The organism is Kitasatospora sp. NPDC004669, from assembly GCF_040609455.1.
GTDB lineage: Bacteria > Actinomycetota > Actinomycetes > Streptomycetales > Streptomycetaceae > Kitasatospora.
In genome coordinates this window covers 157,856-172,249 of record NZ_JBEXKB010000004.1, presented here as the reverse complement: position 1 = coordinate 172,249, position 14,394 = coordinate 157,856, and the positions used below count along the sequence as shown (strand labels likewise).

Annotated in this window: 11 protein-coding genes; 3 read left to right on the top strand and 8 right to left on the bottom strand. The window is 72.1% G+C overall.

Annotated elements, in window-relative coordinates; all coding sequences use genetic code 11:
* Positions 1 to 54: 54 nt before the first annotated feature.
* A complete protein-coding gene (locus ABZW30_RS05555) occupies positions 55 to 312 on the bottom strand; it encodes a hypothetical protein (RefSeq protein ID WP_355669721.1) in 258 nt (85 codons plus the stop codon).
* On the bottom strand, positions 309 to 467 hold the full coding sequence (locus tag ABZW30_RS05550) for a hypothetical protein (protein WP_355669720.1): 159 nt from the start codon (positions 465 to 467) through the stop codon (positions 309 to 311). Before ABZW30_RS05550 ends, ABZW30_RS05555 begins: the two co-directional genes overlap by 4 nt.
* Between ABZW30_RS05550 and ABZW30_RS05545 the strand changes: the two genes are divergently transcribed.
* Positions 458 to 1,669, top strand: a complete 1,212-nt coding sequence (locus ABZW30_RS05545) for a D-alanyl-D-alanine carboxypeptidase (protein WP_355669719.1) — start codon at positions 458 to 460, stop codon at positions 1,667 to 1,669. The genes ABZW30_RS05550 and ABZW30_RS05545 overlap by 10 nt on opposite strands.
* A 38-nt stretch (positions 1,670 to 1,707) precedes the next feature.
* On the opposite strand, the gene ABZW30_RS05540 is transcribed toward ABZW30_RS05545, so the two are convergent.
* Complete coding sequence (locus ABZW30_RS05540; RefSeq protein ID WP_355669718.1) at positions 1,708 to 2,631, bottom strand: YihY/virulence factor BrkB family protein; 924 nt, start codon at positions 2,629 to 2,631, stop codon at positions 1,708 to 1,710.
* A 48-nt stretch (positions 2,632 to 2,679) separates the two neighbouring features.
* Complete coding sequence (locus ABZW30_RS05535) at positions 2,680 to 3,678, bottom strand: glycosyltransferase family 2 protein (RefSeq protein ID WP_355669717.1); 999 nt, start codon at positions 3,676 to 3,678, stop codon at positions 2,680 to 2,682.
* Between the two features lie 135 nt (positions 3,679 to 3,813).
* Here ABZW30_RS05535 and ABZW30_RS05530 point away from each other — a divergent pair, with 135 nt between their 5' ends.
* Both ABZW30_RS05530 and ABZW30_RS05525 read left to right on the top strand, forming a co-directional pair.
* Positions 3,814 to 7,386, top strand: a complete 3,573-nt coding sequence (locus tag ABZW30_RS05530) for a CDP-glycerol glycerophosphotransferase family protein (RefSeq protein WP_355669716.1) — start codon at positions 3,814 to 3,816, stop codon at positions 7,384 to 7,386.
* Positions 7,387 to 7,667: 281 nt separating this feature from the next.
* Positions 7,668 to 10,178, top strand: coding sequence for a CDP-glycerol glycerophosphotransferase family protein (locus tag ABZW30_RS05525; RefSeq protein WP_355669715.1), 2,511 nt, complete (start codon positions 7,668 to 7,670; stop codon positions 10,176 to 10,178).
* 51 nt (positions 10,179 to 10,229) lie between these two features.
* Here the strand turns inward: ABZW30_RS05525 and ABZW30_RS05520 are convergent, their stop codons facing one another.
* From ABZW30_RS05520 to ABZW30_RS05505, 4 genes are all read right to left on the bottom strand, one after another.
* Entirely contained in the window at positions 10,230 to 10,718 is a 489-nt protein-coding gene (locus ABZW30_RS05520) for a 2'-5' RNA ligase family protein (RefSeq protein WP_355669714.1), read from the bottom strand.
* Positions 10,719 to 10,780: 62 nt separating this feature from the next.
* The gene (trpS, locus tag ABZW30_RS05515; RefSeq protein ID WP_355669713.1) at positions 10,781 to 11,821 is read right to left on the bottom strand and encodes a tryptophan--tRNA ligase; all 1,041 of its coding nucleotides are present in this window, start codon (positions 11,819 to 11,821) and stop codon (positions 10,781 to 10,783) included.
* 30 nt (positions 11,822 to 11,851) lie between these two features.
* Entirely contained in the window at positions 11,852 to 13,177 is a 1,326-nt protein-coding gene (locus tag ABZW30_RS05510) for a hemolysin family protein (protein ID WP_355669712.1), read from the bottom strand.
* Positions 13,178 to 13,289: 112 nt separating this feature from the next.
* Positions 13,290 to 14,282: a malate dehydrogenase gene (locus ABZW30_RS05505; RefSeq protein WP_355669711.1), complete on the bottom strand. Its 993-nt coding sequence runs from the start codon at positions 14,280 to 14,282 to the stop codon at positions 13,290 to 13,292.
* Positions 14,283 to 14,394: the final 112 nt, after the last annotated feature.

The following is a 14,394-nucleotide window of genomic DNA, read 5'->3' as shown; positions in this document are numbered from 1 at the left end:
GATCGAGCGGTGAGGATCTTGCCAGTGCGCACCGACAGTGGCAACGGGGATTTCTCAGTCGGTGGCCGGGGTGCGGCGGGTGGCGCGCAGGCCGCGCACGCCGATGGCGCCGACGGCGATGCCGAGGCAGAAGGAGGTGACGGCGAGCAGGAGGTGGATCCAGAAGAAGGCGGTGGGCTGGGAGTGGTCGCCGTTGACGAAGGCCTGGCCTCCGGAGTCCTTCCACAGGTTCTTGACGAAGGTCGTCCAGATGATCACCGACCAGACGCCGAAGGCGGTCAGGAACCAGGAGGTGCGGCGGCTGAGCTTCATGCGGGGTCCTCGGCGGCGGTGGGGGAGGCGGTGTGCAGCACCCCCAGTATGCGCGGGCCGCCGATCGGCGTACGGCGGGCCCCTCGCAGGGAGGAGCGTTGCGGCGTGGCGAACGGCGGCGGCGCCGGGTGGGTACGGTCTGCGGGTGACTGCACGCCTTCGAAAGCTCGCGCACCGGCTCGTCGCCGCCACCGCCGTCCTCCCCGCGCTGCTCGCCGCCCCGGGGGCGGTCGCGGCCCCGTCCGAGCCGGCCCCGTCGGCCGTGGTCGGGGGCGGCCGGCTCGGCCAGTCCGGGGTCCAGGTCTCGCCGTCGGCCGGCGCGCCGGCGCTCCCGGGGGATCTGACCGGCCAGTCCTGGATAGTCTCCGACGCCGCCACCGGGGACGTGCTGGCGGCGTACAACCCCCATCTGCGGCTGCCGCCGGCCAGCACCCTGAAGATCCTCTTCGCCGACACCGTGCTGCCCAAGTTCGACCGCAACGCGGTGCACAAGGTCGCGGACGAGGAGATCCAGGGGATCGGGCCCGGCAGCAGCCTGGTGGGGATCAAGGAGAACCTCGAGTACCGCGTCGAGGACCTGTGGCGCGGGGTGTTCCTCAGTTCGGGCAACGACGCCGTGCACGTCCTCGCGCACATGAACGGCGGCGTCCAGCGGACCGTCGCCGAGATGCAGGCGCGCGCGGACGCCCTCCAGGCGCGGGACACCACGGTGATCTCCCCGGACGGCTACGACATGGACGGCCAGCTCTCCTCGGCCTACGACCTGACGCTGTTCGCCCGGGCCGGGCTGCGCAACCCCGACTTCCGGACGTACTGCGCGACCCGGTCCGCGATGTTCCCGGGCGCGGTGGACCGCAACACCGGCCAGCGCGGCAGCTTCGGGATCGCCAACACCGACCGGCTGCTGGGCAAGTACCCCGGTCTGATCGGCGTGAAGAACGGCACCACCACCAACGCCGGCTCGACCTTCGTGGGCGCCGCCGAGCGGAACGGCCGCACGCTGCTGGTGACGGTGATGCACCCCGCGTCGTACCAGAAGGTCTACGACGAGACGGCCGAACTGCTGGACTGGGGCTTCTCGGCGGCCGGCAAGGTCCAGCCGGTGGGCCGGCTGGCGGACGACCTGCCGGCCGGCGACGCCGAGCCGACCGCCCCGGCGGGCGAGGCCTCCGGACTGCCCGAGCCGCCGCCGCACCTGTCGCCGTCCACCCCGGCGGCATCGGCCGCATCGGCTGCATCGGCCGCATCGGGTGACGGGACCGACTGGATCGGCGTCGGCGGCTGGCTCGCGGTCGTCGCGGTCGGGGCCGTGGTGGGCGCGTGGGCCCTGACGGTGCTGCGGCGCCGAACGGTCTAGCCCTCGAACGGCCGAGGACGCCCTACCCCGGCCCAGCCTCACGCGGGAGGTCGGGCCGCTTCCATCTCGTCCGCCGCCGCCAGCAGCGCCCGGCCGTGCGCCCTGGTCCGCTCCCGGGCGGCCTCCGGGTCGGCCGTCGCCGTCCAGGCCACGCAGTACATCAGCAGTCGGCAGACGACGTTGATCCACAGCAGCAGCGCCACCGGTGTGGCGAAGGCCCCGTACAGGCTCCGCCCGGCGACCGAGCCGAGGTAGGAGGCCAGCAGCAGCTTCAGCAGTTCGAAGCCGACCGCGCCGATCAGCGCGCCGCGCAGCAGCTCCCGGCGGCGCTGGCCGGTGATCCCGGGGAAGGGCGCCAACAGGTACACGAAGAGCAGGGTGTCGCACCCTATGGAGATCAGCACGCCGACCCCGGTCAGCAGGTAGCCGTTGCCGAGGCCGATCTCGTCGGCGATCCGCCCGGCGAGCGTCGTCCCGGCGGCGGAGGCGGCCAGCGAGAACAGCGACACCAGGCCGAGGCCGCCCAGCACCGCGACGTCCCGCGCCTTGCGCAGCACCGGGTTGCCCTTCTCCTCGGGCAGCTGCCACAGGTCCCGGATCGAGGTGCGCATGGTGTCCACCCAGCCGAGGCCGGAGATCAGCAGCAGCGCACCGCCGACCAGTCCGACCGTGCCCGCGTCGGCCACCAGGGACGGCAGGTTGAGCGCGTCCGAGATGCCGGGCAGCTGGTCGGAGATGCGCTTCTGCAGGTCGTCCACCTGGCTGTCGTCGAGCGTCGCGACGGCGATCGCCAGGCCCACCGTGAGCAGCGGGAAGAGGGCGAGGAAGCCGAAGAAGGTGACGGCCCCGGCCAACCGGTTGCCTCGGGCGGCGGCGAAGTACTCGTACACCCGGTACGGGCGGCTGCGCAGCACCCGGGTCAGCAGGGGGCCGATGACCGGAAGGCGGGTCAGGAATTCCACCCGACCGGTTATACCGGCCCGTCCCCCGAACGGCCGTCAGGCACAGTCCTAGCGCTTGACGAGTCGGCGGGCCTTGGCGAGGGCGCGGACGGCCTGGTAGGCGCCGTAGCGGCCGTGGCTGAGCAGTTCGGTGCGCATGCCCTCCACGCCGGCCGGCGGGCGGTAGCCGGCCGGGCGCAGCCGGGCGCAGTGCGCGGCGGCGCGGCGGAAGTACTCGCGGCGGTCGCCGGCCGGGACCCGGCCGGGCTTGGCGACCACGGTGTTGAGGTGGTGCAGCATCTTGCCGTAGACGACCGGGCGCCAGTGGTCCAGGTCGGGGCGGCGGTCGAGGAAGGCGAAGACCAGGTCGTACTGGGCGAACACGTCGAAGTGCTTGCGGCTGGCGGTGGCCAGGATGTTGCCGCCCTCCTGGCGCTGGCGGTAGTGCACGCCGACCCGGTCGAGCAGGGTGATGCTGGCGGCGGCGAGCAGCGCCGGGTACGTCCAGGGGGTGTCCTCGTAGTAGCCGGCCGGGAAGACCAGCCGCTGCTCGGCGATGAAGGCGCGGCGGTAGGCCTTGTTCCAGACGACCTGGAGCAGGTCGAGCAGGTCGGGGCGGGCGGCGAGGTCGAAGACGTCCGGGGAGGCGGCGCCGAAGACGTGGCCGGAGGCGGCCCGGGTGATCCGGCCGTCGGCGTAGGTGCGGGCGTAGTCGTAGACCAGGATGTCCGGGTCCCCGGTGGCGGCGAGCCGGTCGTCGACGGCCTTCAGCAGGCCGGGGGTGAGGGTGTCGTCGCTGTCGAGGAAGACCACGTAGTCGCCGGTGGCGACCTCCAGGCCGGCGTTGCGGGCCCGGCCGAGGCCGACGTTCTCCGGCAGGTGCAGCACCCGCACCCGGGGGTCGGTGGCGGCCGCCTCGTCCAGCATGGCGCCGCAGCCGTCCGGGGAGCGGTCGTCCACCGCGATCAGTTCGATGTCGGGGCCACCCTGGCCGAGAACCGAGTCGAGGCACTCGGCGAGGTAGTCCTGGACCTGGTACACGGGGACGATCAGGCTGAAGCGGGGCACGGGGCCCAGCGTAGTGGCCCGGGGAGGGGCCTCGAGCCCGGAGGTAGGATCGGGGCGCACGTACGCACCGATCCAATGTGCGGCCAGGCCCCCACCGGGCTGCCACGCTCCTCCCGAGAAAGGCCTGCGTAGCCGATGGCTCCCCGCCTCTCCATCGTCGTTCCGATCTACAACGTCGAGCGCTATCTCGTCGAATGCCTCGACTCGATCGCCGCCCAGACCTTCACGGACTTCGAGTGCGTCATGGTCGACGACGGTTCGAAGGACGACAGCGCGGCCCTCGCCGAGGCGTACGCGGCCAAGGACTCCCGGTTCCGGCTGGTCCGCCAGGTGAACAAGGGCCTCGGCGCGGCCCGCAACACCGGTATCCGGCACATCGACCCGGACGCCGAGTTCCTGTGCTTCGTGGACAGCGACGACTCGATGCCGCCCAGCGCGTACGAGTTGATGATCAACACGCTGGACGAGACCGGCTCGGACTTCTGCACCGGCAACGTGCTGCGCTTCCGCGCGGTGGGCTACTACCAGTCCGGCGGGCACTCGAAGCCGTTCAGGACGACCAAGCTCAAGACCCACATCACCGAGATCCCGGCGCTGGTCACCGACCGCACCGCGTGGAACAAGGTGTACCGCCGCTCGTTCTTCGACGCGGCCGGGCTGCTCTACCCCGAGGGCATCCTGTACGAGGACGCGCCGGTCAGCGTCCCGCACCACTACCTGGCCAAGAGCGTGGACGTGCTCTCCGAGCCGATCTACCACTGGCGCGAGCGCGAGGTCGGCGAGATGTCGATCACGCAGATGCGCACCAACCCCAAGGGCCTGGTCGACCGCGTCACCTCGGTCGAGCTGGTCCGCGGCTGGCTGAAGAAGCAGACCGATCCGCGCTTCGCCCAGTACCTGCGCTCCTACGACGAGAACACCCTCGTCGAGGAGATCCCGATGTTCTTCTGGTCCGTCGTGGACGGCGACAAGGAGTACCGGGACGCCTACATCCAGCACGTCAGCCGGCTGCTCCGGGCGATCGGCCCCGAGCAGGTCCGCAAGCTGCGCGCGCCGCTGCGGCTGAAGTACCACCTGACCCTGCAGGGCCGGATCGACGAGTTCGTCGAGCAGATCAAGTACGAGGGCGAGAGCAACGGCGGTGTCCAGGCCCGCGGTCTGCTGCGTCCGTACGCCGACTACCCGTTCCTGCGCGGCGGGCGCAGGAGCGTGCCGGCCGGCGTGCTCAAGCTGGACAATTCGCTGGTCATGCGCAGCCGGCTGTACGAGAGCGCCTGGGTGGGCGGGAAGCTGCAGCTGACCGGGTACGCGTACCCGGAGCAGCTGGGCGCGGCGTCCAAGCACGACATGGTCCGCACGCTGGTGCTGCGCGAGACCAAGGGCCGCCGGGTCGTCGCGGTGCCGATGAAGACCCAGTACAGCCCCGAGGCCACCGCGAGCTGCAGCCACGACCTGTACAGCTGCGACTGGTCCGGCTTCACCGTCGCCCTGGACCCGAAGAAGCTCAAGCACCGCGGCCAGTGGAAGGACGGCCACTGGCGCGTCCTGGTCGCCGGCGCGGGCAAGGGCGGGGTGTACAAGGGCCGGGTCTCGGCCGGCTGGAGCGACACCGCGGAGTACATCCCGGCGCACTGGGTCGAGCCGGACGTGCGGATCGTGCCGTGGGTCCGGGACAGCTTCGTCTACCTGCACGTGGAGACCGTCAAGGCCCGGGTGACCGGCCTGGCCGCGCACGGCGGCCGGGTGGAGGTCTCCGGCGCCGCGCGCTCCGGGGTGAGCTTCGCCGGGGCCCGGCTGCAGCTCACCCACCTCGAGTCCGACCGCGAGCTGTCCTTCCCGCTGGAGCTGGGCGCGCCGGCCGGCACGCTGCAGCCGTTCACGGCCTCCTTCCCGGTCGCGGAGCTGACCGCCGTCCGCGAGGCCTGGGCCGAGCTGGACCCGGTGGCCGCCGAGCGCAGCCGCGACCGCTGGGACGCCGCACTGCTGCTGGCCGACGGCAGCGCCGTCCGGCTGGCCTGGGACGACCGCAACGCGCCTGAGCAGCTGCACCTGCCGCTGGACCCGCAGTCCTCGGGCAAGCCGCGCCGGGCCCTCTACTCCAAGCCCTCCCCGGGCGGCCACCTGCAGTTCTGCGACCAGCTGCTGCAGCCGCTGGTGGACGAGGTGGCCTCGCGCGGAGCCGACGGCTTCCTGCTCAGCGGTTCCTTCCCGCTGCCCGGCGCCCACCGCTGGGAGCTGGTGGTCCGGCACCACTGGCGCGAGGAGGAGCACGTCTACCCGGTGGAGATCTCGGACGGCCGGTTCCGCACGGCGCTGCCCGCCGTGCCGACCGCCTCCTTCGCCGGGCAGGTGCCGCTCGCCGCCGGTACCTGGAACGTCTTCTTCCGCCCGGTCGGCGTGCCGGTGGCCGACCTGCCGGACTCCTCGGCGATGGTCACCCCGGACTGCTTCGGCACGCTGCCGCTCGAAGTGGAATCCCGCGGCAAGCGGATCGGGCTGGAGCGCCGCTACCACGACGGCCTGTCGCTGGAGTCGCACGCGGCGCTGCTGCCCGAGGAGCGGGCCGGCTACCGCCAGCGCCTGCTGCGCACGGACCACTACCCGACCGCCCGCCATCTGCCGATTCGTGACACGGTGCTGTACAACGCCGGGCACGGCAGCGTGTACGCGGACTCGCCGAAGGCGATCCACCAGGAGCTGGTCCGCCGCGGCCTGCCGCTGGAGCACCTGTGGGGCAGCGACGACCTGCAGGCCGACCTGCCGCAGTCGGCGACCCCGATCCGGCTCTGGAGCCCGGAGTGGTTCGAGGCGCTGGCGACCGCCAAGTACATCGTCACCGGCACCCACCTGCCCGACTTCTTCGTCCGCCGCCCCGGCCAGGTGGTCCTGCAGGCCTGGCAGGGCACCCCGCTGAAGCAGGTCGGCTTCGACTTCGAGAAGGTCTGGTTCACCGACTCCAACTACCTCAAGGGCCTGATCCGCGAGATTCCGAACTGGAGCCTGCTGGTGGCCGGCAACACCTGGTCGGCCCCGGTGTTGAAGCGCGCGTTCGATTTCAAGGGCGAGATCCTGGAAAGCGGTTCGCCCAGGAATGACCTTCTGTTCGCGGCCGACCGGGAGAAGACGGCCGAGCAGGTTCGCGAACGGCTCGGCCTGCCCGAGGGCAAGCAGGTCGTGCTGTACGCGCCGACCTGGCGCGAGGACCGGCGCCGGCCGAACGGCGGCTACCAGATCGACCTGCGGATCGACCTGGCGGCGGCCAGGGCCGCACTCGGTGACGACCAGGTGCTGCTGGTGCGCCGACACAACGTGATGTGCGGCCAGATCCCGGGCGCCGGCAACGGCTACATCTGGGACGTGGGCAGCTACCCCGACATGGCGGAGCTGCTGCTGATCGCCGACGTGCTGGTGACCGACTACTCGGCGAGCGTGTTCGACTTCGCCACCACCGGCAAGCCGATGCTCTTCTTCACCCACGACCTGGAGCACTACCGGGACAACCTGCGCGGCTTCAGCCTGAACTTCGAGGCCGAGGCGCCCGGTCCGCTGCTGGCCACCTCCGAGGAGCTGGTCGCCGCGCTGGGCCGGGTGGACGAGGTCGCGGCCGAGTACGCCGACAAGGCGGCCGCGTTCCGTGAGGCGTACTGCGATCTGGACGACGGCAAGGCCTCCGCCCGGGTGGTCGACGCGATGCTCCGCAAGGAGTAGCCACCGGCATCCTCCGAGGCGCCCGGCGCGGTTCACGCCGGGCGCCTCGGCGCTGCCTGGGAATTTCCTGAGATCCGCCTCACCCTTTACGTCCATTTTGCACTTGAACTTACGCTTAACTGACGAACTTCAAAGGAAATTCTCCGAACTGTACAGTTGACCACGGGCGCCTTCCGGGTATGGGATATCAATTCGGCCCCGGACCGGTTCGCCATCGGCTCGCGGCCCCTCCCGGTCACCGCCATGTCCGGGACCCCGTCCCCGAAGGGCTCCCCCGCACCATGCCTGCGCTCACCCGGTTCGTCCTGCCGCACGCCGCCCCCCGCGTGCCCGCCGGCCGGCCCGCCGTCGACGAGGACGTGGTGTTCGGCCTGCTCCGGGCCCGCTGGCACGGCCGCGGCCTGGAGCTCACCGGCTTCGCCCGCCCGCTGAACCTGGACACCGGCCGCCCCGGCTCGGCCTGGACCTGGCTGACCCTGCGCCACGAGGACGAGAGCCGGCCGCCGGTCCACCTGCGCTCCAGACCCCGGAGAATGCCCGAGGTCACCGACGACAGCGCCCAGCCCGAGTACAACCACGACTGGTCCGGCTTCACCGCGCTGATCGAGCCCGACCGACTGCGCCCCGACGGCCACTGGCTGCTCGGCGACTGGCAGATCGAGACCACCCTCATCACCCACCCCCGCCCCACCCGGCTGCGCCGCCAGTACGGCGCCCTCGCCCCGCACTGGTGCGGCTCCGGCGAGTACCCCCCGGCCCGCTGGGTGGACCAGGGCGTCCGCCTCCAGCCCCATTTCGAGGACGGCCGACTGCGGCTGCGGCTGGAACGCCCGGGCATGCGGATCAACCGCGCCGCACCCGGCGCCGACGGCATCGAGCTGAGTGGCATCGCCGACCACTGCCCCTCCGGCACCGTGCTGCGGCTGCGGCACCGGCAGAGCGACGCGGTGCTCGAACAGCCGGTGACCCGCACCGGCAACACCTTCACCGTCCACCTGCCGTACCGGCCGTTCACCACCGCCGGGCGCGGCCGGGGCGAGCTGGAGCACTGGGACGCCGAACTGCTGCGGCCCGACGGCAGCACCGAGCGGCCCTGCCTGGACGAGCGCGGCGGCCCGGTGTCCGGCCAGTACCCGCTGCCGGACGCCCTGGACCGGGTGCTCTACCTCAAGCACCTCGCCGACGGCCGGCTCCAGGTCTGCGTCCAGCCGGCGGCCGGGATGGTCGACCGGATCGCGGTCCACTTCGGCGGCTTCGTGCTGACCGGCCACTGCCCCGACCCGGCCGCCGACCGGCTGGAGCTGGTGCTGCGGCACACCGGCAGCGCCGGCGAGGTCCGCACCCCGGTCGAGCCCGAACCGGGCGGCCGCTTCCGGGTCCGGATGCCCGCCACCCGCACCGGCTCGGACGGCGCCGTGCTGCCGCTGCGCAAGGGCGTCTGGGAGGCCGCGCTGGAGCCGGTCGACCGCTCCGGCCCGGCCCGGCCGCTGCTCGCCGCCCCCGCCGCGCTGCCCGCGTTGCCCGCCACCGCCGCGGTCGGCGGCAAACAGGTGCTGCTGCAGCGCCGCTGGCACGACACCCTGCTGGTGGACTCCACCCCGGTGCTCGACCCCACCGAGCGCAGCGCCTGGACGCAGCAGCGGCTGCGCACCGAGCGCTACCCGGCCGCCCGCCGCGAGCCGCTGCGCGAGGCGGTGCTGTACGACGTCTTCGGCGGCCGCGGCTACGCCGACTCCCCGCGCGCGGTGCACGCCGAACTCGCCCGCCGCGGCGAGCCGTTGGAGCACCTGTGGGTGGTCGACGACGCCCAGGCCGAGCTGCCGCCCGGGGTCCGCCCGGTGCGGATCTGGAGCCCGGAGTGGTACCGCGCGCTGGCCACCTGCCGGTACCTGGTCGGCAACACCCACTTCCCGGACTTCCTGGAGCGCCGCGAGGGCCAGGTCGTGGTGCAGACCTGGCACGGCTCGCTGCTGAAGCGGATCGCCCACGACGTCGACAACCCCTGGCTGGCCGACCACGGCTACCTGGAGGCGCTCGACCGGGAGACCCCGCAGTGGAGCCTGCTGCTCTCCCCCAGCCCGTTCGCCACCCCGATCCTGCAGCGCGCCTTCCGCTACGGCGGCGAGGTGCTGGAGTCCGGCTACCCGCGCGGCGACGTACTGGCCCAGGCCGACCCGCGCACCGCGGCGGCCGTCCGGCGTCGGCTCGGCGTGCCGGAGGGCAAGCGGATCGTGCTGTACGCGCCGACCTGGCGCGAGGACCAGCAGCGCGGCGACGGCCAGGGCTTCCGGCTCGACCTGCGGCTGGACCTCGACCACGCCCGCCGGCTGCTCGGCGAGGACCACGTGCTGCTGGTCCGCCCGCACTCCCACGTGCGCGACCCGCTGCCGGGCGCCGGCGACGGCTTCCTGTACGACTGCGGGGACTACCCCGACCCGCAGGAGCTGCTGCTGGTCGCGGACGTCCTGGTGACCGACTACTCGTCGATCATGTTCGACTTCGCGATCACCGGCCGCCCGGTGTACTTCTTCACCTACGACCTGGAGCACTACCGCGACACCCTGCGCGGCTTCTACTTCGACTTCGAGCCGAACGCCCCCGGCCCGCTGGTGCCGACCTCGGCCGAACTGCTCGGCGCGCTGCGCGAACTCGCCGACAGCGGTGCCGAGTTGCCGCCCGGGTACGCGGAGCGCTACCGGCGTTTCCGGGCCGAGCACTGCGCGCTGGACGACGGCGGCGCGGCCCGCCGGGTGGTCGACCGGATGCTCGAACTCGGCCGCACCGAGCGGTAGTCGCACCGAGCGGCGGTCGCACCGAGCGGCAGTCGCCGTCGGCCGGCCGGTTCAGGAGAAGGAGTAGCCCCGCCAGGGCCGCCAGACCTCGTCCGCGTCGAAGCGGGAGAGCGAGAAGCCCGGGACGGTGAAGGACGCCCGGAAGCCGCGCGCCTGCTCGTACGCCCGGTCCAGCACGTCGTCCGGCAGTCCGTGCGCGACCGTCACGTGCGGGTGGTACGGGAAGGCCAGCTCACGGGCCAGCGGGCCGGAGCGGACGTCCGCCTCCAACAGCCGGCACTCCTGCGCGCCCTCCTCGACCCGGACGAACACCACCGGGGAGACCGGGCGGAAGGTGCCGCCGCCGCGCAGCAGCATCCGGAACGGCCGGTGCGCGGCCGCCACCGCGGCGAGGTGCTCCTCGATCTTCGGCAGCAGCTCGGCCGGCACCTCGGTCGGCGGCAGCAGGGTGACGTGCGTCGGTATCGAACGGGCGTGCGGGTCGCCGTGCCCCGCCCGGGCGTCCTGGATCCGCGCCCCGTACGGGTCCGGGACGCTCACGGACACGCCGATGGTGACGACCTCCGGGAGGTCGCCACCATCGGGCAGGTGCGTGAGGGGAGTCACCGCTTGGCGGCCGGGAGGAAGCCGATCCGGTCGTACACCGTCGCCAGCGTCTCGGAGGCCACCGCGCGGGCCTTCTCGGCACCGACCGCCAGCACCCGGTCCAGCTCGGCCGGGTCGTCCAGGAAGGTGCTGGTGCGCTCCTGGAAGGGGGCGACCCACTCGGTGAACAGCTCGGCCAGCTCGGTCTTCAGGGCGCCGTACATCTTGCCCTCGAAGTGCGCGACCAGCTGCTCGACCGACTGGCCGCTGAGCGCGGAGTGGATGCTCAGCAGGTTGGAGACGCCCGGCTTCCGCTCCTCGTCGTAGGAGACGACGGTGCCGGTGTCGGTCACGGCGCTCTTGAACTTCTTGGCGCTGACCTTCGGGTCGTCCAGCAGGCTGACCAGGCCCTTGGGCGAGGAGGCCGACTTGCTCATCTTGATGCCCGGGTCCTGGAGGTCCATGATCTTCGCCGTCTCCTTGAGGATGTACGGCTTCGGGATCGTGAACGTCGGGCTGTAGCGCGAGTTGAAGCGCTCCGCGATGTCGCGGGTGATCTCCACGTGCTGGCGCTGGTCCTCGCCGACCGGGACGGCGTCCGCCTGGTAGAGCAGGATGTCCGCGATCTGCAGGATCGGGTAGGTGAACAGGCCGACGGTGGCACTGTCGGCGCCGTACCGGGAGGACTTGTCCTTGAACTGGGTCATCCGGGAGGCCTCGCCGAAGCCGGTGAGGCAGTTCATCACCCACGCGAGCTGCGCGTGCTCGGGCACGTGCGACTGGACGAACAGGGTGCAGTGCTCCGGGTCCAGGCCGGCTCCGAGCAGCTGGGCGGTGGAGATCCGGGTGTTCTGGCGCAGAGTCGCCGGGTCCTGCGGCACGGTGATCGCGTGCAGGTCGACGACCATGTAGAAGGCGTCGTTCTCCTTCTGCAGGTCGACCCACTGACGCACCGCGCCCAGGTAGTTGCCGAGGTGGAACGAGCCGGAGGTGGGCTGGATGCCGGAGAGCACCCGGGGACGGTCCTTGACCGGACCAGTGACCGCTGCGTTGACCATGCGGGCCATTGTTCCAGTTCCACCGGTCGCTCAGGAAACGTCCGCCCCCGGAGGTTCGGCCGGTGTGACGGCACTCACCCTCACCCGGGCGATCCGCCGACCCTCCACCTTCGCCACCGTCAGCAACGCCGTTCCCCCGCCGTCGAGCGGGATACGGGCCTGGTCACCGTCCCTGGGCAGCCGGCCGAGCGAGGCGACCAGGCAGCCGGCCACCGTCTCGTACGGGCCCTCGGGGAGGGACACGCCGGTCTCCTCCTCGAAGTCACCCAGGTTGAGCAGGCCGTCCAGTTCCATGCCGCCGCCGGCCAGCCGGCGGGTGGTGGTGGTCTCCGGCCGGTCGTACTCGTCCCGGATCTCGCCGATCACCTCCTCGACCAGGTCCTCCAGGGTGACGATCCCGGCGGTGCCGCCGTACTCGTCCACCACGATGGCCAGGTGGTGGCCCTCGCGGCGCATCTCGCCCATCGCCTCCAGCACCAGCTTGGTGGCGGGCAGCAGCTTGACCGGGCGGGCCAGGTCGCGGACCTTGACGGCCTGCTCGCCGCGGGCGCCGTACAGGTCGCGGACGTGGACGAAGCCGACCACGACGTCGGCGCTGCCCTCGACCACCGGGTAGCGGGAGTGCGGCGAGGTCTCGGCCTGGTGCCGCACGGCGGCCAGCGGGCGCTCGGCGTCCAGGAAGGTCACCTCGGTGCGCGGGACCATCACCTCGCGCAGCTGGCGCTCCCCGGCGGCGAACACATCGGCGATCAACGCCCGTTCATCGCTGCCCAGTTCGGTGTTGGCGGCGACCAGGCCGCGCAGCTCCTCGGAGCTCATCGAGCCGCGCCCGGCCGCCGGGTCGCCGCCGAGCAGGCGGACCATCAGATTGGTGGAGTGGCCGAGCAGCCAGATCACCGGCCGCAGCACCACCGACATCACGTCCACCACGGGGGCGGCGACCACCGCGATGGACTCGGCGCGCTGCAGGCCGATCCGCTTGGGGGTGAGCTCGCCGAGCACCAGCGAGACGTAACTGATCACCAGGGTGAGGCCGACCAGGGCGAGCGCGTCGGCCACCCCCTGGGACAGCCCGGCGTCGACGAACAGCGGGGCCACCTTGCCGGCCAGGGTGTCCGCGCCGAAGGCGGCGGACAGGAAGCCCATGCAGGTCACGCCGACCTGGACGGCGGCCAGGAAGCGGTTGGGGTCGGCGGCCAGGTGCGCGGCCCGGGCCGAGCGCCGGGTGCCGTGCGCCTCCAGGGTCCGGATCTGGCCCTCGCGCAGCGAGATCAGCGAGATCTCGGCGACGTTGAACAGCCCGCCCAGCAGGATGAAGACGAGGACGAGCGCGGCGTCCCCGAGGGTTTCGTTCACAGCGGGCCAGTGTAGGTGGCCGGTGTGTACGGGACCCCGAACACGGCGGCGGCCCGCCGTCCCCCGGTTTCGGGAGAGGGCGGGCCGTCCGGGCGGACCGTGCGGGCGGGACTCAGATGAGGCCCAGCTCCTGGACCGCGTCGCGCTCCTCGGTCAGCTCCTTGACCGAGGCGTCGATGCGGGCGCGGGAGAAGTCGGAGATCTCCAGGCCCTGGACGATCTCGAACTTGCCGTCCTTGGTGGTGACCGGGAAGGAGGAGATCAGGCCGGCCGGGACGTCGTAGGAGCCGTCGGAGACGACGCCCATGGAGGTCCAGTCACCCTCGGCGGTGCCGTTGACCCAGGTGTACACGTGGTCGATGGCGGCGTTGGCGGCCGAGGCGGCCGAGGAGGCGCCGCGGGCGTCGATGATGGCGGCGCCGCGCTTGGCGACGGTCGGGATGAAGTCGTTCTCCAGCCAGGCCAGGTCGCTGCCGACGGCCTCGAAGGCCGGCTTGCCGGCGATCTCGGCCTGGAAGACGTCCGGGTACTGGGTGGCGGAGTGGTTGCCCCAGATGGTGACGCGCTTGATGTCGGAGACCAGGGCGCCGGTCTTGGCGGACAGCTGGCCGACCGCGCGGTTGTGGTCCAGGCGGGTCATCGCGGTGAAGCGCTCGGCCGGGACGTCCGGGGCGTTGCGCTGGGCGATCAGGGCGTTGGTGTTGGCCGGGTTGCCGACGACCAGGACCTTGATATCGTCCGCGGCGTGGTCGTTGATGGCCTTGCCCTGCGGGCCGAAGATGCCGCCGTTGGCCTGCAGCAGGTCGCCGCGCTCCATGCCGGCGGTGCGCGGACGGGCGCCGACCAGCAGCGCGACGTTGGCGCCGTCGAAGGCCTCGTTCGGGTTGTCGGTGATCTTGATGTCGCGCAGCAGCGGGAAGGCGCAGTCGACGAGCTCCATGGCGGTGCCCTCGGCGGCCTTGAGGCCCTGCGGGATCTCCAGGAGGCGGAGGTTCACCGGCACGTCGGCACCGAGCAGGTGGCCCGAGGCGATGCGGAAGAGCAGCGCGTAGCCGATCTGGCCGGCCGCTCCGGTGATGGTGACGTTGACGGGGGTGCGGGTCATTTCTACCTTCTCCAGCAAATCGCCAGGTGCCCCAGGCACACCGGCACTGGAGCCAGGGATGATCTCTCGACATCGAGAGACCGGCGTCAGGTTATCGCAAAGGGAAGCGTAC